Below are 25,466 nucleotides of genomic sequence, written 5' to 3'. Positions count from 1 at the left end.
ACTGCTTTTGATCGGCAGAAAGAATTATCTGCTTATAGTTAACGAAATAGCCTAGGAGAGAGGAAAATAATAGTACCAAAAATGTACTATAAGCATACCATAGAGGTAAACTTGTTTTCTGGAATATCAGGGGGAAGAAAAGCATCAAAAGCACAGCCCCACAGATTATAAAAATCGCAATATTCTTATACAACCAACCCTGTATAGAGATAATCTCACGTATGCTTTTAGAATCATTCTCAAACAAGGGTTTGTAAAGAGCAAAAGAAACAGCCGAACCAATTCCCAGTTCCGTCAAATTTAGGAGACCTAAAAGATTAATAATGGTGGTGTTCAACCCCAACACCTCGGTCCCTAAACAATCAATAAAGATTTTTCGAGAGAAGAATGTCGTTGCCAATGTCAAAATATAAAATAGCAAAGAAATCTTTGTATTCTGCAGGCTATTGTCGGTACGACTTTTCTTCTGAGTTATCATAAAGCTGTCTGTATATAATGGGGCGAAATTACCGTCTATTTGAGGTGTAATTTGTAAGTTTAAGCCTCTGATATCGTAAATCACACCATTCGGGACAATTCTCTCTCTTAAGTCTACACTCACAAAGTCTTTATGAGCCACTGCTACAATAATAGCATCAAAACGAGTTGTGGGTATTGCCTTACGTATCTCTATTCCATATGTTTTCCTTACTACAGAGGCATCTACCCACGGGTCACAAATAGTAATGTTGTCGGTGTACTCTCTGAAAGTGGTGTATATATCAACAACTTTGGTATTTCTTATGTCGGGGCAGTTCTCTTTAAACGTAAATCCTAAAATCAGTACTCGAGCATCCTTTACCAAAACTCCCGCTTTATTCATCTTCTTAATGGTCTGCATGGCAACATAAGTGCCCATACTATCATTAAGTCTTCTTGCAGAAATCATTACTCTCGGGAGCACTCCATATACTTGAGCTCTTTGGATAAGATAATAGGGATCGACCCCTATACAGTGACCGCCAACAAGCCCCGGTTTGAAGGGTAAAAAGTTCCATTTTGTCTTTGCAGCTTCGAGAACTTCGTAGGTATTAATCTCCATAGCATCGAAGATTTTCATCACCTCGTTCATAAAGGCGATATTAACATCTCTCTGTGCATTTTCGATTATTTTGGAAGCCTCTGCAACTTTTATAGACGATGCTCTATGGGTTCCATTTAGCAAAACTGAATTATAAACAGCATCTATATAATCTGCAACTTCTGGAGTAGAGCCCGAGACCACCTTTTTTATTTTCTCTATTGTGTGTTCTCTATCTCCAGGGTTTACTCGCTCTGGACTATAGCCTACGAAAAAATCCTTGTTGTAAGAAAGCCCCGAGACCTTGGCAACCACAGGAATACACTCATCCTCTGTTACTCCTGGATAAACCGTACTCTCATAAACAACTATATCTCCTCGCTGAATGACCTTTCCAACATATTCGCTGGCATCCAAAAGAGGTTGCAAGTCGGGGGTATGATTGTAATCTACAGGGGTCGGTACTGCTACAACATAGAAGTTACAAGAGCGAATCTTCTCTATGTCCGAGGTAAACAATAATCCATGCTCTTCTACAGCTTTCTGCAAGAGCTCATCAGAAACTTCAAGAGTAGTATCATGTCCTTGCATCAACTCTTCACAGCGTTTCTTACTAATATCAAAACCGATTGTGGGGAATTTCGTTGCAAAAAGACGAGCCAAAGGTAGACCAACATAGCCAAGACCTATAACAGCGATTTTCACCTGCTCTAATTGTAAGTTCATAGCCCGATTAATCTTTCAATTGCCTTTCTCTGTGAATTTATCCAGAATATTAAAAATTACCCAATCTATTGAAATGACACTAGGTGCGTTCCATGTATCCTTTTGCTCCTCAAGAAAAATCCTTTCAAGGAATTTTCCGCACGGTTTATTTCGTTTTGATAAGATTTGGCAGTCTTACAGTGAAGAGGGCTCTCTACCCTGTTCAACACGAGTGCAAAGGTAAGTATTTATCAAATAGGTAGTAATCATTGTTTTACAAAGAGCCATTTTTCTCGACAAAAAACTTTTCTCTCCTTTAGCAAGAGCTCACTCAACGCTTCCACTCATTTTCCTCAGATTTTTTCCAAAACACAAAAAAATACCCAAAACAGGGTACCGAAAAACACTTTTTCCCGAAACATACTAACCCCTTATGAGGATAGTAATAATAAGGGTTGGAGAAATATTGTAACCCTCAAAGCAACATTTCGCAGGAAAAGCAAAAAACATAGTTGTTATTTACCAATAAAGTATTTTCTTTGCAGTCGAATTTGCAATGCGTGTTTTGCAAATTCTACAACTGCAACGATTATAGATACAGTTATATATTTATTGATTTTATGGATGTAATGGATTTTGTTGGCGGACTTTGGCAAGAAGAGATAAATGTCCGCGATTTTGTTTCTAAGAACGTATCTCCCTACGATGGAGATGCCTCTTTCCTTGCACCCGCTACAGAAAAGACAAAAGCGGTATGGCAGAAGTGTCTTACAGCTCTAAAAGAAGAGCGTGAAAACAATGGAGTGCGCTCCATCGACACCAAGACAATCTCAACGATAACCTCTTTTGCCCCTGGATACATTGATAAAGAAAACGAAGTTGTTTTCGGACTACAAACAGACGAAGTATTGCGTAGAGCAATGAAACCTTTCGGTGGCTACAAAGTAGTAGAGAAAGCTGTCGAGGAGAATGGGCTCCACGTAGACGAACGTGTAAAAGACATCTTCACACATTATCGTAAAACACACAACGATGGAGTTTTCGACGCTTATACCGAAGAAATCCGTCAATTCCGCTCATTAGGCTTCCTCACAGGACTTCCCGACAACTATGCACGTGGACGTGTGATTGGAGACTACCGCCGTTTGGCACTCTACGGAAGTGACCGTTTGATCCAAGCCAAGGAGGAAGACTTGCACAAGTTGGTAGGTCCTATGACCGAGCATACTATCCGCCTCCGCGAAGAAGTCAGCGAACAAATCAAAGCCCTTAAAGAGATTACTCAAATGGCTGCTGCCTATGGCTTCGATGTACGTCGCCCAGCTCTCAATGCCACAGAAGCAGTACAATGGGTTTACTTCGCTTACCTCGCTGCCATTAAAGACCAAGACGGAGCTGCGATGTCTCTCGGTAACGTATCTTCATTCCTCGACATTTACATCCAATACGATATGGATCATAGAGGTTTGAGCGAAACTTTAGCACAGGAACTCATCGACCAGTTCGTTATCAAGTTACGTATGGTACGTCACTTGCGTATGAACTCTTACAACGAAATTTTTGCAGGAGACCCCACATGGGTAACCGAGTCTGTCGGTGGCTGCCTCGTAGATGGTCGTCATAAAGTGACTAAGACTTCATTCCGCTTCCTCCAAACACTATACAATCTTGGTCCCAGCCCCGAGCCTAACCTCACGATTCTTTGGAGTCAAGACTTGCCACAAGGGTTCAAGGATTTCTGTGCACAAGTATCTATAGAAACCTCTTCTATACAGTACGAAAACGACGACCTTATGCGTGCTACTCGTTGTAGCGACGACTACGGGATCGCTTGCTGTGTATCTTTCCAAGAGATTGGTAAGCAAATTCAGTTCTTCGGTGCTCGTACCAACTTGGCAAAAGCCTTACTTTTGGCTATCAACGGAGGACGTTGCGAATTTACAGGCACTAAACTCATCGAAGGTATCCCTGAACTTAAGAGCGATGTATTAAACTTCGACGAAGTGTGGGCTAACTACCTCCTCGTACTCAAGCAAGTAGCTCGCGTGTACAATGAGTCAATGAACATCATCCACTACATGCACGATAAGTATTACTACGAACGTGCTCAGATGGCTTTCATCGATACAGACCCAGCTATCAACCTTGCTTACGGAGTAGCAGGACTCTCTATCGTTGCCGACTCACTCTCAGCTATCAAGTTTGCCAAGGTTACTGCTAAGCGTAACGAACAAGGCTTACAGAAGGCTTCGACACAGTGGAGAATATCCATGCTATGGTAACGACGATGACCGTGTAGATATGATTGCTAAGGAAGTAACCCACACTTTCAGCCAAATGCTTAAGGCGTTGCCTATCTACAAGAATGCACAACCTACCCTCTCGGTACTTACCATTACAAGTAACGTAATGTATGGTAAGAAGACGGGAGCTACACCTGATGGTCGTGAAAAGGGAGTTGCTTTTGCACCCGGTGCTAACCCAATGCACGGACGTGATAACCACGGAGCAATTGCCTCACTTACTTCAGTTGCAAAGTTGAATTATACCGATGCCGAAGATGGTATCAGTAACACCTTCTCTATCATTCCTCACTCTTTAGGGTCTAACAGAGAAGAGCAAATCGAGAACTTGACCAGCATGATGGATGGCTACTTTAGCAAAGGAGCGCACCACCTCAATGTCAATGTATTAAACAGAGAGATGCTCGAAGATGCTATGGAACACCCAGAAAACTATCCACAGCTAACCATCCGAGTATCGGGCTATGCCGTGAACTTCATCAAGCTAAGCCGTGAGCACCAGTTGGAGGTTATCTCTCGTTCGTTCCATCAACGTTTGCGTTAAGCATGGAAGAAACGTTTCCTATTAGGGTACATTCTTTTGAATCTATGGGTACATTCGACGGGCCGGGTCTCCGGCTCGTCGTCTTCTTGCAGGGGTGTAACTTCGAGTGCCTTTACTGTGCCAACCCCGACACGATTCCCATTGGTTCGGGAGGGAAGATGGTACCTTCTGAAGAGATACTACGCCGAGCTGTCAGCGAAAAGCCCTTCTTCGGCAAACGTGGTGGTATTACTTTCAGTGGAGGCGAACCCACGGTACAAGCCAAGGAGCTTATCCCTCTGTGCCGTATGCTCAGGGAGAATGGCATCCACATCTGCATCGACACGAACGGGAGCATCGCCAATGACCACGTCCGAGAGCTCTTTTCGCTTGTCGATATGGTACTATTGGACTGTAAGGAATTTAATCCTACCCGTCACAAGACCATCACACAGAGAGACAATGCGCAAGTCCTGAAGACCGCCGAGTACCTCGCCTCTATCCACAAGCCCGTTCGCTTGAGATATGTATTGGTACCAGGCTATACAGACTTTGCCGAAGACTTGGAGGCGTTGGGCACTCACTTCTCGCAGTATGAAAACATAGACCGAGTAGAGGTGTTACCCTACCACACGTATGGCAAACATAAGTATGAATCCATGGGGGCTACCTACAATTGGAGGCAGTGAGAGAGCCTTCGCACGAAGAGGTAGAAGCTGCCAAAGCTATTCTATCGAAATACTTCAAGAACGTTTGGTCGCAATAAGAAGCCTTCAACAGTTCGAAAGCATTTAATAAAGAGAGAGGAGTCGACAAATTCACAACCGTCGGCTCCTCTTTTTATATCCAAGTTTAAGGAATGGTAAAAAAGATATTTGCTTTGATTCTTTTTTATATATTCGCACCACAAACACTTATCAAAACAACACTATGAACACAAAACTCTTAATTAAGCTGGTAGGGGGCTTTTTAGTTATCCTCTCTACATTAAGTTCTTGTTGGTGGATTAAAGGCCCCAAACATACCTATCGGATCAATGATGATTCGTTATTCTTTACTGAGATGCCTCCTCGTACACAGTCTGGAGCAGATATTATTGCCTTTGAAATTGATGGAAAGCCTTACGTTTTTCCAGCCAAAGGTGCCAACAAGAATCATTTTTTTGTTCCTCCCACTTGGAGAGCCTCTATAAGACAAGAAGTTTTTGGAGAAAAGGCAGGATTGTACTATTTAAACTTTATGGTGAATAGAAAATCAGAACAATTTAACCCTACAAGATTTTCTTTCTCAGGTCTTTTCAAATGGGATAGTGGAGTCATCTCTATTGTTGAGGGAGGAGCTACATTTGGTGGTTATGAGTCAGAAGAAGGGCAATTCTCTTGGACAATAGATCATATTGATAGTGTAAAACGACAAGTAGCAGGTACATTTTCGGGAGAGGTAACCTCCATCCATGATAAGACGAAAACACTGAAGATTGAGAATGGCTTTTTTGATTTACTATACTCTAAATGAAATAGTATAATCTACTTCCCCTAGAAAGCTATAATGGGATATATCTAAGACAATGCCTTTGAAGTCTATTAAAAACGAATTTTACGGGTATCAAGTAGGATGTTCTAACAAAGGATAGATTAAAGAGAGGAGTCGGCAATTTCACAACCGTCGGCTCCTCTTTCTTTTTAGGGCAATACGTAGGGCAATAGTTGGAGCACTCAGGGCAATACATAGACGCTGTGTGTTCCTTTTCCTTCGACAGCGAGCAATCCCTGAGCTGCAAACTTGCGCAATTCGACAGAGGCTGTAGTTAAACTAACCCCTGTCAGCAAAACATAATCTCTCAATCTTAAGAAAGGTTTGTTTTTTAGGAAATCGTGTACGAGGGCAAGCCTTTTCTCCAAATCAACATTAGGTCTGCTATAGGTTTTCCCCTTGCTACGTTGCAATTCACAGTAACTATTGGCAATACTAAGCAACCTTTTATCAGGTTGGAAGTGTACGTTGCTAATCTCTATGCTCTGCGCATTGCGTTTACCTCCTTCCTCTGCCTCTCTTTCTGCTCCTTTTTTAAGTCCAAGTTTTGCCGAGAAGGCGCCTATACCCTCTATTTTCAAGCAATACCCTTCGGCAATAACACGTCCGACTTCTTGTGCCACCATGCCGACAACCGCCTCAACCTCTCCTACTGCAAAAGTTGTATTTCTGGCTATTCTTTCAGCTATGGAGTGCAAATCAACGGTACCTTCAATGAGCATTCGAGGATATTTGATTTGCTTTCCTTTGCCCTGCATATCGGGCATTTCTTGCATAATATACTTTGCCATAATGCTTTATTTCTTCGAATGTGCCTATTTAGGGAGATAATCTCATACTATAAAACATCATTCAATACAAATACAAAAGTAATTTAGTTAGGATTATAATATGCAAACCTAATACACTTTTCTCTATATTCAATCTAAATATATTTACATCAAGATTACATATTAATATACTAAGCCTAAGTATATCTATATTTAGATTGAATATATAAAAATACATTATACCTTCTGATTTTTTACAACTAATGATTTTTATTTTTCATCAGTATCTTCTAATGAATTTTTCATCTGCAAATAGAATCAAAAATGGTAAAGTTTGGGCACTATTACTATTCTATTTCAACTTTTAAGGCTAATAAGCGAGGAGGTTGCTCGGAAGATTGCTAACATCTTGACAGAAGACTTCACAAGACTCTCGGCGGAGAGGTCGAGCAACTCTCGTGGTGTTCTAAAGCCATCAATAATCCGCAAAAGCAAAAAGCGACTATTGTGCAGAAAAATGGTTACTTTTGCCCCTCGGAATAGATGCGTCTTGGAACAAAGAAAAAGTATGACAACGAGCATCTTTTCTACTCCTCTTTTTGAAACTCCACAGAGAAGTTCTCAAAAAGAGAATTATGAGCTACTCCCCCATAGAGTACTCTAAATCAATTAGAATTAGTTATTGGTATATAAACTATGCTTAGAGAAATCTTATCCATTTCAGGTCGTCCCGGACTTTTCAAACTTCTTTCTCACTCCAAGGGTTCTATCATCGTGGAGGCCCTCACCGATGGACGTCGTACACCCGTATATGCAAGCGACCGTGTGGTTTCGCTCGCCGAAGTAGCCATCTACACCACCGAGCAGGAAAAGCCCTTGGGCGAGGTTTTGGACCTTATATATAAACACACCGAAGGCAAAGAAGTAGACCTCAAAGCCGTAGGTGCTAACAAAGAGTCGCTATACACATTTTTTGGAGAGGTATTACCCTCTTACGACAGAGACCGCGTTTATCCTACCGATGTAAAAAAGGTTGTTACTTGGTACAACCTCCTCGTAAAAAACGGGTTCGATCACTTCGTAGCGACCGAAGAAGAGAAGAAAAACAACGAAGAGGCTAAAAGCAATAACGAGTAATATATTTAAACAACCCATTAAATTATAATCACTATGTTCAAGGGCATGAAAAACTTCTTGGGCGAAGAGCTTAAGAAGATTAAGGAAGACGGTCTTTACAAAGAAGAACGCATTATCACGACACCTCAGCGTGCCGACATCAAAGTAAATGCAGGACAAGAAGTACTCAACTTCTGCGCCAACAACTACTTAGGTCTTAGTGATCATCCTCGCCTCGTTAAGGCTGCCAAGGAAGCTATGGACAGCCATGGATATGGTATGAGTAGCGTGCGCTTCATCTGCGGAACTCAAGACCTACACAAAGAATTGGAGCGCGCTATCGCCGAGTACTTTCACACAGACGATGCTATCCTCTACGCTGCTTGCTTCGATGCTAATGGGGGGCTTTTTGAACCTCTATTCGGTGCAGAAGATGCTATCATCAGTGATGCCCTTAACCATGCATCCATCATAGATGGGGTACGCCTCTGTAAAGCTAAGCGTTATCGCTATGCCAACGGCAATATGGAAGAGCTTGAGGCTTGCTTAAAAGAAGCACAAGAGCAACGCCACCGCATTATCGTAACCGATGGAGTATTCTCTATGGACGGTAACGTAGCTCCTATGGATAAGATCTGCGCATTGGCAGAAAAATACGATGCCCTTGTAATGGTAGACGAGTGTCACTCTGCGGGAGTAGTAGGTAAAACAGGGCGTGGTGTAGCCGAGCAATATGACTGCTGGGGACGTATCGACATCCACACTGGCACATTAGGTAAAGCCTTCGGAGGTGCTGTAGGTGGCTTCACAGCTGGTCCTCAAGAAGTAATTGATATGCTCCGCCAACGTTCTCGTCCTTATCTCTTCAGTAACTCTATCCCTCCTGCAGTAGTAGGAGCTGGTTTGGAAGCCTTCAAGATGTTCAAAGAGAGCAACGAACTCCATGACAAATTGATGGAAAATGTAGCTTACTTCCGTGACAAAATGGTAGCGGCTGGCTTCGACATCAAACCTACCCAGAGTGCTATCTGTGCCGTGATGCTCTACGACGCCAAGTTATCTCAAGTATATGCTAAGCGTATGCTCGAAGAGGGTATCTATGTAACAGGTTTCTACTATCCTGTAGTACCCAAGGGCGAGGCTCGCATCCGTGTTCAACTCTCGGCAGGACACAAGCGTGAGCATTTGGACCGCTGTATCGAAGCCTTCATTAAGGTAGGTAAAGAGTTGGGAGTTATTAAATAATACAATCCCTACTCTACGTTATCGCCCTGTCGAAGGCTTTCAACGATAAATAGGTATAGTAAAAGCTCCGAACGGCTCTTCCTTGACGGAGAGTACTTTCGGAGCTTTTTTGGCTTTTCCCAATACGTTTCTTTTAGAGGTTATACAGCAATCTCTCGAAAATAAAATGTAGCTACAATGTCTCGAAAACTGCATATCACAGAAATGAATCGTCTCGATACTGAGACTTATAAGGAGCGTAAGAAAATACCCCTTGTCCTCGTATTAGATAATGTACGGAGTATGAACAATGTGGGTTCTATCTTCCGCACGGCAGATGCTTTTCGTATTGAAAAAATCCTCCTCTGTGGCATTACGGCTGTTCCCCCCCACCCTATGATTCACAAAACAGCCCTCGGAGCAGAAGAGAGTGTAGCATGGGAGTATGTCTCCTCCATCAGCGAAAAAGTACAAACTCTAAAAGAGGAGGGATACGAAATATGGGCATTAGAGCTGGCAACCGAAAGCCTTCCTCCCGAAAAGTGTACCCTATGCCCCAATCAAAAGGTAGCACTTGTAATTGGTAACGAAGTACATGGAGTAAGTGATGAAATAATCGCCTTGGCGAGCCGCTGTATAGAAATCCCCCAATATGGTACGAAACACTCGCTCAACGTAAGTGTCTCTACGGGCATTGCCTCTACACAATAATAGCCCCTCTACTACCACAACTTAAAGGGTAAGGAGTGGAAACTGTTTTGAGACATATTTATATTGAACCAGATACTAAAGCATCTCCTGATAACGTTTTACAGAGGTGAAAGTCCAGACAAATATTGCATCCTATAGCATAGGATTGTTATTTCTTTTTGTAATACTCCCTTGGCAAGCTAAGGGTCAGTACGATGCTGTCTTTTCACAACACACACGCCTCTCTTCGTTCTACAACCCTGCTACCGTAGGCGGAGATAAAGATTGGCTCAACCTCACGGCATCGTACCATCAACAATGGATTGGGATGCCCGGAGCACCTGCCAATTTTCTCCTTTCGGGGCATACCGCACTGAAATTCTTAGAGCGCAACCATGGGGTAGGCATAACTATATCGGGGCAAAAAAAGGGACTTTTTCTGCACACACAACTAAGTGGAGCTTACGCCTTTCTAATCCCCCTTTGGAAAGGCTCGCTATCTATCGGTTTACAGGGGACATTTCTTTCCTCTACGTTCGATGGAACGGGGGTTGTTATCCCCGATGGAGAGGGGTTATCGCCCAATGACCCTGCCATTCCTATGACACGGGTCGGGGGTAAAACCTTCGACACGGCTGTCGGTCTCTCTTATCGCAATAAGCACTTTTCCGTAGGCATCGCTTCCAAACACCTATTGCAACCGCAACTAAGGCTCGGCGAATCACATTATTTCCTCCTCCGTCGTAACTATATTGTACAAGCAGAATACTCAATACGTCCTCTTAACTCCCACGTATCATGGCATCCATCTCTTCTTGCCATTAGCGACCTCCAATCATACAGGGTAGATGCCCTCCTCAATGTGGCGTACAATGACAAGTTTTTTGCTGGAGTAATGTACCGCGTACTCAGTGCTGCAGGATTCAATTTGGGTATGCGGTGGAGCAATTTCTATATAGGCTACGCTTTCGAGATGCCTACTTCAGAACTCATAAGGGGTAATTGGGGCAGTCATGAGCTTCTATTTACCTACTTAATCCCTATGAACAAACAGAAAAATAAGTCGGCTCGTTCTAAAAGTGTGCGACTTTTATAGTTGCTTTGTGTATCATTCCACAGAAGCATACTTATCTTTGTGGACAGAAAGATGAATATAAGACAAAATTCCTCCCACTATTTTACAATAATAGAGAGAGGGAATGCGTTAATGACAGAGATATAATACAGATGTATGATAAAAATGAGTAGTTCGAAACTCTTACCTATTACCCTACTACTGGGGATGGCAACTCTTATGTGGTCTTGTGCCTCGTCTCGCTCTCGAAACAGCATTGGGGGCGAACTGGTAGGAGCGCACCTTACCTCTTGGCAAGAGCCATCGCCTTTTGGGATGGTATTGATACCAAGGGGTACTATCGTATTAGGACATACCGAAGCCGATAGTCTATGGGGCTTTCCCGCCGAGTCTAAAGCAATATCGGTAGATGCCTTTTGGATGGATCGTACCGAAATTACCAACGCTCAATATAGACAGTTTGTATATTACGTGCGTGACTCTATCATCCGCGAACGGTTGGCAGATCCAGCCTTTGGAGGCAATCCCGACTACAAGATAACGACCGACAAATTTGGAGACCCTGTAACACCCTACCTTGATTGGTCTCGTCCTCTACCCAACCCCAAAAAGGCTTTTGATGAGGAACTCTCAGCTATGAATAGCGTTTACTATACCAATCCCGTTACTAAAGAACGTCGTTTAGACCCCAACCAAATGCTCTACAAATATGAGAGGTATGACTATCGCATGGCTTCTCTATACAGAGATGAGATACTATTGCTACAGCGTTTCACTCCCGAAGAGGTATTTGGTGACAGAGAGCGTCCAATGATAGCCAAAGACACAGCCTATCTTGACGATAATAACAAGATAGTACGTACTACCATCAATAGACCTCTGAGCGGAGAGTATGACTTCCTAAACACTTACATCGTACCCATTTATCCCGATGAGTCTTGTTGGGTACGCGACTTTCCCAACTCTACTAACGATGAATATAGTCGTCTCTACTTCAATCATCCGGGATATGACAATTATCCTGTGGTAGGCATTACTTGGGAGCAAGCCAACGCTTTCTGCGCTTGGCGCTCGGATTCTTTCCGCAAAGGGATGAACATTCCAGAGGGACTCGTTGTAGAGGAGTTTCGATTGCCCACCGAAGCAGAGTGGGAGTATGCAGCCCGTCAGGGCGACTCTAACCGCCGTTACCCTTGGAGCAGTCAAGATATGTCTTCTGAAAGCGGATGCTACTTAGGTAACTTTAAGCCTGGAGAGGGAAATTACACCGCCGATGGACATCTCATCACAAGTCAAGTTTCCTCCTATTCGCCTAACGACTTCGGGTTATACGATATGGCAGGTAACGTGGCAGAATGGACCACTTCTTCCTACTCTTCATCAAGTTACAAAGAAGTGGATGATATAAACCCAGAGTTAGACTATAAGGCAGACCGCAATGACCCAGCTCTACTGCAAAGAAAAGTAGTACGTGGAGGTTCTTGGAAAGATGTCGCCCGTTTCGTACAATCCTCTACTCGTAGTTTTGAACAGCAAAATAAACCTCGTTCCTATATTGGATTTCGTTGCGTACGCAGAGCTATCTCTTTCGAAGCTCCTCGCAAAACAAAAAAACGCAAGTAAAAAAATAGATTCTTAGCACGACCTATACGACAATGAAGAAGTCTTTTTCAAATAGTAAGATTACACGATTTCTCGCCACCCCACGAGGCAAGCGAGCACTAAATATAGCCTATAGCTGGGGGGCAGCAGTAGTCATCCTCGGAGCCCTCTTTAAGCTCCTACATTGGCCTTTCGGAGACGAAATGCTTTTTGTGGGTATGATGACCGAATTTTTTGTATTCTTCATCTCTGGTTTTGAAAGCACCGAAGAACCCTATAAATGGGAGCGGGTCTATCCAGAGTTACGAAGAGATGACGAAATGAGCCTTGAGGAACTCGAAGAACACAGAGCCTACATCGCAGAAAGAGCCACAGCAGCGCACCAAAGGGCAGAGGTTTGGGCTTCTACACCCTCACATAGAGGGGCTATGGACTATGCAACTTCTACCACGACAAGCCCACAAACCCCTCCTCTTGCAGAAGTACTCTCCGAAGAACAGATTGCAGAATTGGCATCAAGTATCGGGCGTTTGAGCAAAGCGGTAGACCAATTATCTCGCTTGGCTACTCTTACAGCAGATCTGACGCACCAGTGGGAAACTCTTCACATTGATAGCGATGCTCTCGAACAGCAAACGAAAGTCTACCAAGAGCAAGTAGAAACGCTCAATCGTAGTCTCGCAGGGCTGAGTAGTGCCTATGAGGCACAGCTCAGAGATGTTACAGGGCAAGTTAATGCTATTGAGAATATCAATCGAGGTCTGGATCGCTTAGGGCAAATGTATGATGGTTGCATTATGGAAGGTAACCTTTTCCGCAGTGAGCACTCACGTATGGCACGTCAGTTACAGGATCTTAACGCCGTATATGCCCGACTTTTAGATGCTATGACTGTAAATATGACAGTTCCACGCTCGTACGACCCTTATACCCCCTCCTACGGAGCAAGAGATAACTACTCCCCTACACGCAGAGAGTCATACCCTCCTCGTGAAGACTATTCGACCCCTAACCACCAACAAAACTAATAGCTATGGCTATTTCAGGAGGAAATAAAAATCGTCAGAAGATGATTAGTTTGATGTACCTCGTATTCATTGCGATGGTAGCATTGAACGTATCATCCGAAGTACTGGATGGATTCGATAAAGTAGAAGAGAGTCTACATACCATGCTTCATGGTACAGAAACTCGCAACAAATATACAGAACAGGCTCTCAATACCGCCTATGCCAACAACCCCTCCAAAGCAAAAGAGGCGTACAGCAAAAGTAAAGTACTTAAACAAGAGGCGGACTCTCTCTATAATCTTATAGAAGACCTCAAAATTAAGATTGTAAAAAAGACAGATGGTGCCCAAGGAGATGTTCGCAATATCAACCGTAAGGACGATATGAACGCTCCTTCCGAAGTGATGCTCAACTCCCTATCGCCCTTGGGTGCACAGCTTCGCAAGCGAGTAGCTCAGTTCCGCACGCTCTCAACCTCCTATGTAGAAACTCCCAATCAAAAAGCGACCATTGAAAAAACGCTTTCTACCGAGGGTAAGGGGATGAAGTCTTGGGAAGAAACTCTATTCGAGGGTATGCCTACTATTGCAGCTATTACCCTTCTCACCAAGTTGCAAACAGATGTACGCAGTGTGGAGGGAGAAGTTTTGCAAGAGCTTATCCGAAGCATCGATGTATCAGACATACGTGTCAACAAGGTAGAAGCACAGGTTATCCCTGAAAGTCAAATCGTGATGCGTGGGGGCACTTACAAGGCTCAAATTGTACTCAGTAGCGTCGACTCTACCGCACAACCCAAGGTTGTAGTTAATGGCAAAGAGTTGTCTGCCGAGAGTAAAGGGCTCTTTGTAGCATCGGCTGGAACACCAGGTACTTATCCTATAAAAGGATACATTGAGACTATGGGAGGAGACGGAGCCGCTATCCGTCGAGAATTTACCTCGCAATACGTAGTTACAGAACCTATGGCATCTATCGCTCCTACATTGATGAACGTACTTTATGCAGGCATCGACAACCCGATTAACATAGCTGTTCCCGGGGTAGCCTCTGAGCAGTTACAGGTTACTATGAGTAACGGCACACTTTCTCGTCGAGGTAATCTATGGATAGCTCGCCCAGAAAAAGTGGGTACAGAAGCCGTTATCATTGTCTCTGCCAAAGGGAATAATGGAGTAGTATCTCGTATCACGGAGCAAAAATTGCGTGTCCGTGCCCTACCTGACCCACTACCTTTTATTGAATATCAAGATGCCAATGGAGCAACAAAACGCTTCAAAGGAGGCTCTCTCTCCAAGAGAGATTTGCTCTCTGCCAAGGGTATTCAAGCGGCTATTGATGACGATATCTTGGAAGTTTCCTACTCCGTAGTACGTTTCCAACTCACCTTTTTTGACCAAATGGGTAATGCAATGCCCGAGGTTTCCAATGGAGATCGTTTCTCGGACAGACAGCTCAATAGCATACGATCCTTATCAAGAGGTAAACGCTTCTACATCAGCGAAGTTATAGCTCGAGGACCTGACGGGATTGAGCGCAAAATCCCCCCAATCGAAGTAATTGTAAAATAGAGATTCTCACACACAGATGAAGAATATTAGCATAAAAACATTGTCTTTTATAGTTGCCCTCCTCTCCACCTTTTCGCTTTTTGCTCAGACAGACAGCCTGTCGGCAGAAAGGAGCAACAGCAATTCTACTGTGGTACGACGTACCACTCCTCTACGCAAAATGGCAGGTAAAGAACAAAAAGAGAGTGAGGGACTCTCCGTAAGAGCGCAAGAATTCAACAAACGTCTTAAAAACAATAGTGATAATGCTCCATGGAAACGCATTATCTATAGAGAGCTTAATTTGGATAGCGCAGCCAACACGGCTCTTTACTACCCACCTCGTCCTACGCAAGAGGAGCAAAATTTATTCTCTACTATATTTAAATTACTCGCCAAAGGAGCTGTAAAAGCCTATGACTACGTAGATGGTTACGAGATTTTTGATGCCCAACATGAGCTAAAGTTTGGTGAGTTTTTGGATCGCTTCGGCATCATCTATACCGAGAATAGTGGGGCACAAGAGAGCGAACGCTACACCATTGCTCCTGCCGACATCCCTTCGGACTTGGTTAAGTCCTACTTCATCAAAGAGGAGTATTACTTCGACCCTATCCGAGGTACTATTGATACTCGTGTTTTGGCACTCTGCCCTATTCTTTACGATACGGGCGAGTTGGAGGAAACCCTCCGTCTGCCCCTCTTTTGGATTACTTACGAAAGCCTCCGCCCCTACCTCTCTACCCTACCTGTCATGCTCAGTGATGTGAACAATGCTATGCAATCGACTATGGACAACTATTTCCGGATGCGCTTGTACAAGGGAGAGATTTACAAAACACGCAATCGTTTAGGTCGAGCATTGGTACAGTATTGCCCCACTCCCGACTCCTTACAAAAAGAGCGTATGAGGATAGAAGCAGAACTCACCTCCTTTGAAAAAGCACTTTGGCAGCGTAAAGAAAGTGCTCAGGAAGAGACCGAGCAACCCTCTGAAAAGGAGAAGAAAGAGGCAAAAAGAGGCGAAACAGCTCGTGCCCGTCGCCAGCAACAGAAAGAGGGCAAAGTAGCTAAACAACCTAAAGCTAAGAAACAACCCAAAGCGAAAAAGGCAAAATCGACCTCCAGCTCTAAACGTTCGGCTCGCAACCGCTTCTAAAAACACTACTTTACCCTTGAAAGGCTTTCTATAAACTCATATTGTTTATATACAAACCCACAAATGAGCAATAAAAAAGCCTTTTGAAAGAGTTTGCAAAGTGAGGTTATAACGAGGTACAAAAGCAGAGAATAATGCCCATCGTACAGAAGGTAACTGTGTACAAACACCGACAGCAAGATAATAAGAACACTATTATGCAATAGAGCTACGTAGAGTTGTTTCTAAGGAACTCCTTCAGAGACAACTCTTTTTCATATTCTATCAACTCTTTTCAGCTGCTAAAACGAACCATTGCACAATGCTATTCCATCTATTCCGCACTTTTTTTCAAATAGGACTTTTCACCTTTGGAGGGGGCTATGCGATGCTTCCCCTTATCGAGCACGAAGTAGTCGAACGGCATAAATGGTTCTCTCAAAATGAGTTTTTGGATCTCTTTGCCGTAGCCCAATCGTTGCCGGGAGTCTTTGCGGTCAATATCTCCATCTTTGTGGGCTATCGTTTAGACCGATTTCGTGGAGGGTTTGTAGCAGCGATAGCCACCATACTCCCCTCTTTTTTGGTACTTTTGGGCATCGCCTCTTCTTCGAAAACATCCAAGAAAATAGATATGTCATCGCCATAATGCAGGGGATACGTCCCGCTGTAGTGGCGCTAATTGCCCTACCCGTCTATACGACTTGGCGCAAAATGGCTCTTCCGCTCTATATGCTCGTTATCCCCATCGTGGTCGCTCTCTTGGTTTGGTTTTGGGGCGTCTCCCCCATTATCATTATCCTTGCTTCCTCTCTTGTGGGACTCCTCTACGGGATGGGCATCAAACCCTTGCTCAATAAAAAAGAGAAACTATGATCTACTGGAAACTCTTTTGGGTGTTTTTCGAGATAGGGCTCTTCGGGTTCGGGGGTGGATATGCTATGCTCTCGCTCATTCAAGAGGAGGTAGTAACGCAAAACCTTTGGCTCACAACGGGAGAGTTCACCGATATTGTTGCTATTAGTCAGATGACTCCGGGTCCCATTGGCATCAATACCGCCACCTATGTGGGCTATACCGTGACGCAGTCAGTATGGGGCTCTGTAGTAGCTACTACGGCTGTTTCGCTCCCCTCCTTTATATTGGTATTCCTACTCTCCTTACTCTTCCGTCGGGCGCAAGAGCAGCATTGGGTCAAAGCACTCTTCAGTGGATTGCGACCTGCCACGGTAGGATTGATAGCCTCCGCAGCACTATTCCTACTCTTTCAGCCGATGCCCTCCGCTCTCTCCAATGGGAGAATATCTGGGTTAAGGAAAACTTCCCCGATTGGAGTAGTATATTTATCTTTTTGGGAGTCCTGTTCATTGGACTAAAACGCTGGCTACATCCTATACTTCTCTTGCTACTCGCAGGACTTTTAGGTCTTTTCATTTACACCTAAGAAAGATGATTACAAAAACTTTTTCCAAGTATTTTCAACGATTTTAGGGACATAACCGAATTTGTGTGCCGAAAACAGCATAACAAAAAGAGGATTATATAATAGTCTCTATAAGAAAGAATAGAGAGAAAAAGTTAATAGAATTGGACAAATAAAAAGGTTAGACGAAAGAAGCAAGTCGTTTAGTAACTACGCTAACTTTATGATTTGAAAACCTCTATCTATATCATACATTCTCCAAGTACCTATACCCAACTTTTATACCATCTGTGCCAATGCTCAAAACCCTCTGTGTAAACTTCTGAAAGGATTAATGGTTGGGAGGGAAAGGTATAATGGTTTTGCAACAAACTACCCATCCTCTTGAGATACTGAAATCTACATCCTCTTAAGTAACATATAACGCTCTCAATAAGTGAATAAAAAAGAGTAACTTTGGAGGTCAAAATAAACATAGCGCACAATAGTTATGGAAAAAGAGGCAATAGAACAAGTTGATCAACTTCAAAAAGATCTACGTTACCTACAACTCCTCTCGGAGCGTTTCCCAACTTCTGCTGAAGCCACTTCGGAAATGATTAACCTAGAGGCTATTCTCAACCTGCCCAAAGGCACAGAGCACTTCCTTGCCGATGTGCACGGAGAGTACGAAGCTTTTAACCATGTATTAAAGAATGCTTCTGGAAGCATCTTACGCAAGATAAAAGAGCTCTTCGGGCGACAAATGTTAGAACATGAGATGGCAGAGTTTGCCACTCTCGTTTACTACCCTCAAGAGAAATTAGGACTCATCAAAGAGGAGTGTAAATCGTTGGAAGACTGGTATAAAGTTACCTTAGACCGTCTAATAAAACTTTGTCGTAAGGTGAGTGAAAAGTACACTCGCTCTAAGGTGCGCAAAGCATTGCCCCCTCATTATAGCTACATTATTCAGGAGTTACTGCACGAAGAAGGGGTCAATCCCAATAAATCTGCCTATATAGCAAGTATCTTCTCTACAATTATATCAAGTGGTAAGGCGGACGATTTTATCATCTCTCTCTGCGACACTATCAAGCGTTTGGTAATAGATCGGTTGCACGTAGTGGGGGATATATTCGACAGAGGCCCTGGTGCTCAGCACATTATGGATACTATAATGCGTTACCACAATGTAGACATCCAGTGGGGCAACCATGATATTTTGTGGATGGGAGCAGCATCTGGCAATCCTGCTTGTATTGCCAACGTAATTCGTATTGCACTACGTTATGCCAACCTCGACACAATCGAGGAGGGGTATGGTATAAATATGCTTCCCTTAGCTCGCTTTGCTATGGAGACCTATGCCAACGACCCTTGCGAACGCTTCAAACCCAAGATGGGGGACTCCGATATAAGCTACGATGAGAAGAGTGCCTACCTCATCAGCCAGATGCACAAAGCTATTGCCATCATACAGTTCAAATTGGAGTATCAGTTAATCAAAGAACATCCCGAGTATGAGATGGAAAATAGGAACTTACTCCATAAAATTGACCGGGAAAAGGGCACCTTAGACCTTACGGGGACGAAGCCCGATGGAGGATATGGGCATCACCCTATGCTGGACATGCACTTCCCAACGGTAGACCCTAAAGATCCTTATAAACTATCGGCTGGCGAAGAAAATTTAGTTAATCAATTAATTACCTCCTTTTACAGAAGTTCCAAACTGCACGAGCATATTAAGGCGCTGTACCGTTTGGGAAGTATGTATTTGGTCTGCAATGGCAACCTTCTCTACCATGCTTCTATGCCTTTGGATAGTAAAGGCGAACTTAAAGAGATACGTGTAGGCAGTGCTTCCTATAAGGGGCGTGCTCTCCTTGACAAAATCGACTCTGTGGTACGAGATGCTTATCAAGCGTTGCCGGGTTCTACCACCAAGAAAAAATCAGTTGACTACATGTGGTATCTCTGGTGTGGAGCCAACTCGCCTCTCTTTGACAAGTCGGCGATGACCACTTTTGAGCGCTATTTTATACAGGACAAAGAAACCCATACAGAAGAAAAAGGATATTACTATAAGTTCCGCAACCAAGAGAAGGCCATAGAGCTTATTCTAAAAGACTTTGGTTTGGGAGGACCTGATAGCCACATAATAAATGGACACGTACCTGTAAAAGCGAAAAAGGGAGAACAACCTCTTATGGCAGGAGGAAAGTTGTTGGTCATAGACGGAGGGTTTAGTCGCGCTTATCAGTCAAGTACTGGTATTGCTGGTTACACCTTAATATTCAACTCTCGTGGGTTACAACTCGTTCAACACGAGCCTTTTAGTAGCACACGTGAGGCGATAGAGAACTTGGACGACATTAGAAGTGTTACTATAATAACAGAGCAAACATCGCACCGCATATTGGTCGAGGATACCGATGTGGGTAAAGAAATGCGCTCACAAGTAGATAACTTAAAAAAGCTATTGTTGGCTTACGACTTAGGTCTTATCAAAGAGAAGGAATCAAGCAAATAAATAGCGTCTCAGAAGTGTTATTGTTTTTGATAGGATGCGTAAACTAATCAAACTACTTTGGCTACTTTTCTTAGCTTTTTGGTTAGGAGGAGTGTTGCTGTTCGTCCTAATATGGAACGGCGTAATAGGATATATGCTCCTATTGAGCAACTGCAAAATCCGATAGATAAATATGCCTCACAGCTCATATCATCGGACGGAGAGACCCTTGGTTCTTATGCTCGGAGCGGTAATAACCGTATCTATTCTTCCTACTCAGAACTTTCGCCCGACCTTGTTAATGCTCTTATTGCCACAGAGGACGTTCGCTTTGAACGTCACTCGGGTATTGATGCCCGGGGGCTGTTGAGAGCTGTTGTAAAGAGGGGGATACTACGTCAGAAATCTGGAGGAGGAGGAAGTACTATTACTCAACAGTTGGCAAAGCAACTCTACTCTCCCAAAGCAGATAGCCACTTAGAACGCGTTTTACAGAAACCTATTGAGTGGGTCATAGCTGTTCGCTTGGAACGCTACTATACCAAAGAGGAAATCATCTCGATGTACCTCAACCAATTCGACTTCTTGTACAACGCCGTAGGCATACGTTCTGCCGCCCAGACCTATTTTTCTAAAAAACCATCCGAACTTAATCTTCAGGAAGCAGCTATGTTAGTGGGAATGTGTAAAAACCCCTCCCTCTACAATCCTATACTCCACAAAGATAAAAGCAGAGCTCTCGGACGTAGAAAAGTAGTACTCCAACAGATGCAAAAAGCAGGGTATATCACCTCTACCACAGCGGACTCTGTAGCAACCCTTCCTTTAGGGACTAAATTTCACCGCATGACACATACTGAGGGAGTAGCTCCTTATTTTCGTGAGTATATACGTCTTTTGCTAACAGCAAAAAAACCCAACCGCAGTGATTATGGTGCTTGGGCATTGCAACAGTATAGTTTGGACTCTCTAGCATGGGAAACGAACCCTCTTTATGGGTGGTGCGAGAAGAATAGAAAGCCCGATGGCTCTAAATATGATTTGTATGCAGATGGATTACGTATCTATGCGACTGTCAATAGTCGTATGCAACGCTATGCAGAACAGGCTGTAAGGGAGCACATAGGAGGCACCATGCAACCCCAATTTGCCAAAGAAAAGAAAGGTTCTAAAACAGCTCCCTACTCTTCACGAGTGTCTATAAAGGAACGGGAAGAGATGATTTTGCGTTCGATGAAACAGTCAGACCGCTGGTATCACGCCCAAAAAGATGGTTTGTCTGAAAAGGAGATTATCGCTTCTTTCAATAAGAAGGTGCGTATGCAACTCTGGTCTTGGGATGGAGTTATAGACGTAGAGATGACACCTCGAGACTCAATCTTGTATTACAAGAGCTTCCTGCGCTCCTCTTTTATGGCCATGAGTCCTCATAATGGACATGTATTGGCATACGTGGGAGGAATAGACTTCCGCACTTTCAAATACGATATGGTCAATCAGGGAAGACGTCAGGTGGGGTCTACCATCAAACCTTTTCTCTACTCTCTTTCTATGACAGAAGGCATAACCCCTTGTGATGTAATGCTTCACAACCCTGTTACCCTCTATGATGCCAATGGGCGTCCTTGGACTCCACGCAGTGGAGGCGCTCGAAAGAGTGGAGAAATGGTAACAATACGGTGGGGGTTGCAAAACTCGTCTAACTGGGTAACTGCCTATTTAATGGGACGCACTTCTCCTGCTACATTTGTACGCTTGCTTCGCTCTTATGGTATTACTGGACCTATAGACCCAGTGGTTTCTCTTGCGGCGGGTACACCCGACATCTCTTTGGCGGAGATGGTGAGTGCCTATACTACTTTTGTAACTCAAGGCATCCGTGTAACCCCTCTCTATGTAACACGCATAGAAGATCAGTTTGGCAATACTATTGCTCGTTTGCCCCCTCAATGAATGAAGTGCTTTCTGAGGACGCAGCTTTGAAAATGCTCGATATGTTACAGGCAGTGGTCAATGGAGGCACGGGAGGTCGCCTAAGAAACAAGTATAATTTGACTATGCCATTAGGAGGAAAAACAGGTACTACCCAAAATAATAGTGATAGTTGGTTTATGGGATTCTCTCCAGAAATCGTAGCTGGTTGTTGGGTAGGAGGAGAAGAACGTTCCATACATTTCAACTCAACAGCATTGGGACAAGGGGCTGCTGCAGCTCTCCCTGTCTTTGCAAAGTTTATGGCCAAAGTTTATGGCGACCGTTCTTTGGGTTATTCCAAGGATACTCCTTTCAATATACCTATGGGGTATAGCCCTTGCACATCAGAAGAAAACTCCTTTGTGGAAGAATATCCTATTGGAGGAGAAGTGTGGGATTTGGATGTTATGGGCGACACACAACAAGAAGGGACTACCCCCCCTCGAGAAGAGTCCTTTTGGTAATATGACACAAGAAAATTAGAATTAAACAGATAAAGTAGAAATATATTTAAGAGAAAGATGGAAAAAAAACGAGTTTATTCCTTTGGTGATGGTAAGGCTGAAGGACGTGCTGATATGAAAAACCTATTAGGGGGCAAAGGGGCTAACCTTGCAGAAATGAACCTAATAGGTGTACCTGTTCCTCCAGGATTTACAATTACGACTGAAGTTTGTGGCGAGTATTACTCCATAGGTGGAGAACGTGTTCGCGAGTTGTTGGATACAGAGGTAAGAGCTGCAATAAAGGGAGTGGAAGCTCTTATGAAAAACAACTTCGGAGACGTTTCTAACCCCTTGCTTCTTTCCGTACGCTCTGGAGCTCGTGCTTCTATGCCTGGTATGATGGATACGATCCTCAACTTAGGTTTGAATGATGAAGTTGTAGCAGGGTTAGCTCGTAAAACAGGCAATGAACGTTTTGCTTGGGATTCATACCGTCGCTTCGTACAAATGTATGGAGATGTAGTTTTAGGTATGAAGCCTGTTGAAAAGACAGAAATCGACCCATTTGAAAAAATTATAGAAGAGGTAAAAGAAGAGGCAGGTGTTAAGCTCGACAATGAACTTAGCGTAGAGAATTTAAAAGACCTCGTAGCCCGTTTCAAAAAAGCCGTATTTGAGCAAACAGGAAAGAATTTCCCTGTAGATCCTTACGAACAGCTTTGGGGAGCGATTATGGCCGTATTCAACTCTTGGATGAACGAACGTGCCATTTTGTATCGTAAGATGGAGGGCATCCCTGCTGAGTGGGGAACAGCTGTTACAGTTCAAGCTATGGTATTCGGTAACATGGGAGACACTTCTGCTACGGGGGTTTGCTTCTCTCGTGATGCTGCTACTGGAGAGAACCTCTTCAACGGAGAGTATCTCATCAATGCACAAGGCGAAGACGTGGTAGCTGGTATCCGTACCCCTCAACAGATTACTAAAGTTGGATCTGTACGTTGGGCAGAACGTGGTGCTATTTCAGAGGCAGATAGAGCTTCTAAGTATCCTTCTATGGAAGAGTGTATGCCTGAGATTTATGCAGAACTTGATGCTATCCAACGTCGCTTAGAGGAGCATTATCTCGACATGCAAGATATGGAGTTCACTGTACAAGAGGGCAAATTGTGGATTCTTCAAACTCGCAACGGTAAGCGTACAGGTAGTGCCATGGTTAAGATTGCTTGCGACTTGTTGAAGGAAAGCAAAATTACCGAAGAGCAAGCACTCCTTCGTATCGAAACCAACAAATTAGACGAATTGCTCCACCCTGTATTTGACAAAAATGCTCTCAAGAGTGCTAAACTTCTCACAAAAGGATTACCAGCTTCTCCCGGAGCTGCAACAGGACAAATTGTATTCTTTGCTGACGATGCAGCTGCTTGGAAAGCCGAAGGCAAGAAGGTTATTATCGTTCGTCAAGAAACATCTCCAGAAGATTTGCAAGGTATGGAAGCCTCAGAAGGTATCCTTACCACCCGTGGAGGTATGACCTCTCATGCTGCAGTAGTAGCTCGTGGTATGGGTAAGTGCTGTATTACAGGGGCTGGAGAAATGATTGTCGATTACAAAGAACGTACATTGACAGTAGGAGGTACTGTACTTCATGAAGGAGAGTGCATATCTATCAACGGTTCTACAGGCGAAGTATTCTTGGGAGAAGTTGCAACAGTAGCTGCCGAAATGGATGAAGACTTCAAGATGATTCTTGCTTTAGCAGACAAGTATGCTCAGCTCAAAGTTCGTACCAATGCAGATACTCCTCGTGATGCAGCAAAAGCTCGTGAGTTCGGCGCAGTAGGTATCGGTCTTTGCCGTACAGAGCATATGTTCTTCGAGGCAGATAAGATTAAAGCCATGCGTGAGATGATTTTGTCTAATACCGTAGAAGACCGTGTTAAGGCTTTGGATAAAATCCTTCCTTACCAACGTAAAGACTTCTACGAAATCTTCAAAACGATGCAAGGCTTGCCCGTTACAGTTCGTCTTTTAGATCCTCCTTTGCACGAGTTTGTTCCCCATGATGACAAGAACCAACGTGAGATGGCAGAGACTATGGGTATCGAGTTGTCTGTTTTACAGGAGCGCATCAAAAAACTCGAAGAGCATAACCCTATGTTAGGACACCGTGGATGCCGTTTAGGAAACACCTACCCAGAAATTACTCGTATGCAAACTAAGGCTATTCTTGGAGCTTGCTGTCAGTTAGTAAAAGAGGGTATAGAGTGCCATCCCGAAATTATGGTACCCTTGGTAGGTATCTTGTATGAGTTCAAGGAGCAAGAGCGTGTAATCCGTGAGACTGCCGAAGAAGTTTTTGCAGAAGAGAATATCCGTGTAGACTTTAAGGTGGGAACTATGATTGAAGTTCCTCGTGCTGCACTTACAGCAGATCGCATCGCTTCCTCGGCAGAATTCTTCTCATTCGGAACAAACGACCTTACCCAAATGACCTTCGGTTACTCTCGTGACGACATTTCGAGTTTCTTGCCCGAGTATCTCGAAAAGAAGATTTTGAAAGTCGATCCTTACCAAGTACTTGACCAAAAAGGGGTAGGACAATTAATTAGTATGGCTACCGAACGTGGGCGTGCCGTACGTCCTGACCTGAAGGTAGGTATCTGTGGAGAACACGGAGGAGAGCCTTCTTCAGTTAAGTTCTGCCACCGCATTGGACTCAATTATGTTTCTTGTTCTCCTTTCCGTGTACCTTTAGCTCGTGTAGCAGCAGCTCAAGCAGCGGTAGAAGAAAAGAAGTAATAGAAATCATCGTAGCATCTTTCAAGAA

The 25,466-nt window shown here is 43.7% G+C and carries 13 protein-coding genes and 6 pseudogenes; 16 read left to right on the top strand and 3 right to left on the bottom strand.

All coding sequences use genetic code 11. From position 1 onward, the window contains the following. Positions 1-538: 538 nt before the first annotated feature. A pseudogene (locus tag JCM15907_RS09820) lies at positions 539-1,786 on the bottom strand (nucleotide sugar dehydrogenase); the annotation flags it as partial. 599 nt (positions 1,787-2,385) lie between these two features. Between JCM15907_RS09820 and pflB the strand changes: the two are divergent. The 3 genes and pseudogenes from pflB to JCM15907_RS00170 all read left to right on the top strand — a co-directional run bounded on the left by pflB (position 2,386) and on the right by JCM15907_RS00170 (position 6,106). Next, positions 2,386-4,612, top strand: a pseudogene (gene pflB, locus JCM15907_RS09815) (formate C-acetyltransferase). Positions 4,613-4,614: 2 nt separating this feature from the next. After that, positions 4,615-5,357, top strand: a pseudogene (gene pflA, locus JCM15907_RS09810) (pyruvate formate-lyase-activating protein). 164 nt (positions 5,358-5,521) lie between these two features. Next, entirely contained in the window at positions 5,522-6,106 is a 585-nt protein-coding gene (locus JCM15907_RS00170; RefSeq protein ID WP_025842230.1) for a hypothetical protein, read from the top strand. Between the two features lie 200 nt (positions 6,107-6,306). On the opposite strand, the gene JCM15907_RS00165 is transcribed toward JCM15907_RS00170, so the two are convergent. Both JCM15907_RS00165 and JCM15907_RS00160 read right to left on the bottom strand, forming a co-directional pair. Further along, the gene (locus tag JCM15907_RS00165; protein WP_025842229.1) at positions 6,307-6,915 is read right to left on the bottom strand and encodes an HU family DNA-binding protein; all 609 of its coding nucleotides are present in this window, start codon (positions 6,913-6,915) and stop codon (positions 6,307-6,309) included. A 336-nt stretch (positions 6,916-7,251) separates the two neighbouring features. Then, entirely contained in the window at positions 7,252-7,476 is a 225-nt protein-coding gene (locus tag JCM15907_RS00160; protein ID WP_025842228.1) for a hypothetical protein, read from the bottom strand. Between the two features lie 114 nt (positions 7,477-7,590). Here JCM15907_RS00160 and JCM15907_RS00155 point away from each other — a divergent pair, with 114 nt between their 5' ends. From JCM15907_RS00155 to ppdK, 13 genes and pseudogenes are all read left to right on the top strand, one after another. Further along, positions 7,591-8,031: a DUF5606 family protein gene (locus JCM15907_RS00155; RefSeq protein WP_025842227.1), complete on the top strand. Its 441-nt coding sequence runs from the start codon at positions 7,591-7,593 to the stop codon at positions 8,029-8,031. A gap of 33 nt (positions 8,032-8,064) precedes the next feature. After that, positions 8,065-9,255 carry a glycine C-acetyltransferase gene (kbl, locus tag JCM15907_RS00150; RefSeq protein WP_025842226.1) on the top strand — a complete coding sequence of 397 codons (1,191 nt, stop codon included), beginning with the start codon at positions 8,065-8,067 and terminating at the stop codon, positions 9,253-9,255. A 177-nt stretch (positions 9,256-9,432) separates the two neighbouring features. After that, a complete protein-coding gene (locus tag JCM15907_RS00140) occupies positions 9,433-9,945 on the top strand; it encodes an RNA methyltransferase (protein WP_025842225.1) in 513 nt (170 codons plus the stop codon). 106 nt (positions 9,946-10,051) lie between these two features. After that, complete coding sequence (locus JCM15907_RS00135) at positions 10,052-11,020, top strand: PorP/SprF family type IX secretion system membrane protein (protein WP_081773755.1); 969 nt, start codon at positions 10,052-10,054, stop codon at positions 11,018-11,020. Between the two features lie 135 nt (positions 11,021-11,155). Continuing rightward, positions 11,156-12,622: a T9SS ring complex lipoprotein PorK/GldK gene (gene porK, locus JCM15907_RS00130; protein ID WP_025842223.1), complete on the top strand. Its 1,467-nt coding sequence runs from the start codon at positions 11,156-11,158 to the stop codon at positions 12,620-12,622. Positions 12,623-12,654: 32 nt separating this feature from the next. Next, positions 12,655-13,629, top strand: coding sequence for a type IX secretion system motor protein PorL/GldL (gene porL / locus JCM15907_RS00125; protein WP_025842222.1), 975 nt, complete (start codon positions 12,655-12,657; stop codon positions 13,627-13,629). A 5-nt stretch (positions 13,630-13,634) separates the two neighbouring features. Continuing rightward, positions 13,635-15,182, top strand: a complete 1,548-nt coding sequence (gene porM / locus JCM15907_RS00120; RefSeq protein WP_036885279.1) for a type IX secretion system motor protein PorM/GldM — start codon at positions 13,635-13,637, stop codon at positions 15,180-15,182. A gap of 16 nt (positions 15,183-15,198) precedes the next feature. After that, positions 15,199-16,320 carry a type IX secretion system ring subunit PorN/GldN gene (gene porN / locus JCM15907_RS00115; protein WP_051522294.1) on the top strand — a complete coding sequence of 374 codons (1,122 nt, stop codon included), beginning with the start codon at positions 15,199-15,201 and terminating at the stop codon, positions 16,318-16,320. A 301-nt stretch (positions 16,321-16,621) separates the two neighbouring features. Next, positions 16,622-17,175, top strand: a pseudogene (locus tag JCM15907_RS09805) (chromate transporter). Further along, positions 17,172-17,743, top strand: a pseudogene (locus tag JCM15907_RS09800) (chromate transporter). Before JCM15907_RS09805 ends, JCM15907_RS09800 begins: the two co-directional pseudogenes overlap by 4 nt. Positions 17,744-18,212: 469 nt before the next feature. After that, complete coding sequence (locus JCM15907_RS00100; protein WP_025842219.1) at positions 18,213-20,237, top strand: fructose-1,6-bisphosphatase; 2,025 nt, start codon at positions 18,213-18,215, stop codon at positions 20,235-20,237. Between the two features lie 34 nt (positions 20,238-20,271). Then, positions 20,272-22,654 (top strand): annotated as a pseudogene (locus JCM15907_RS09795) (transglycosylase domain-containing protein). Between the two features lie 57 nt (positions 22,655-22,711). After that, positions 22,712-25,438, top strand: a complete 2,727-nt coding sequence (gene ppdK, locus JCM15907_RS00090; RefSeq protein ID WP_025842218.1) for a pyruvate, phosphate dikinase — start codon at positions 22,712-22,714, stop codon at positions 25,436-25,438. Positions 25,439-25,466 lie beyond the last annotated feature (28 nt).

It is taken from the genome of Porphyromonas gingivicanis JCM 15907 (genome assembly GCF_000614585.1).
Classification (GTDB): domain Bacteria; phylum Bacteroidota; class Bacteroidia; order Bacteroidales; family Porphyromonadaceae; genus Porphyromonas; species Porphyromonas gingivicanis.
This window is presented reverse-complemented; position numbering and strand designations above follow the sequence as displayed.

Coding starts and splice junctions, on each gene's coding strand:
- JCM15907_RS00170 (WP_025842230.1), top strand. CDS start 5,522: ATGAACACAAAACTCTTAATTAAGCTGGTAGGGGGCTTTTTAGTTATC.
- JCM15907_RS00165 (WP_025842229.1), bottom strand. CDS start 6,915: ATGGCAAAGTATATTATGCAAGAAATGCCCGATATGCAGGGCAAAGGA.
- JCM15907_RS00160 (WP_025842228.1), bottom strand. CDS start 7,476: ATGCTCGTTGTCATACTTTTTCTTTGTTCCAAGACGCATCTATTCCGA.
- JCM15907_RS00155 (WP_025842227.1), top strand. CDS start 7,591: ATGCTTAGAGAAATCTTATCCATTTCAGGTCGTCCCGGACTTTTCAAA.
- kbl (WP_025842226.1), top strand. CDS start 8,065: ATGTTCAAGGGCATGAAAAACTTCTTGGGCGAAGAGCTTAAGAAGATT.
- JCM15907_RS00140 (WP_025842225.1), top strand. CDS start 9,433: ATGTCTCGAAAACTGCATATCACAGAAATGAATCGTCTCGATACTGAG.
- porK (WP_025842223.1), top strand. CDS start 11,156: ATGATAAAAATGAGTAGTTCGAAACTCTTACCTATTACCCTACTACTG.
- porL (WP_025842222.1), top strand. CDS start 12,655: ATGAAGAAGTCTTTTTCAAATAGTAAGATTACACGATTTCTCGCCACC.
- porM (WP_036885279.1), top strand. CDS start 13,635: ATGGCTATTTCAGGAGGAAATAAAAATCGTCAGAAGATGATTAGTTTG.
- porN (WP_051522294.1), top strand. CDS start 15,199: ATGAAGAATATTAGCATAAAAACATTGTCTTTTATAGTTGCCCTCCTC.
- JCM15907_RS00100 (WP_025842219.1), top strand. CDS start 18,213: ATGGAAAAAGAGGCAATAGAACAAGTTGATCAACTTCAAAAAGATCTA.
- ppdK (WP_025842218.1), top strand. CDS start 22,712: ATGGAAAAAAAACGAGTTTATTCCTTTGGTGATGGTAAGGCTGAAGGA.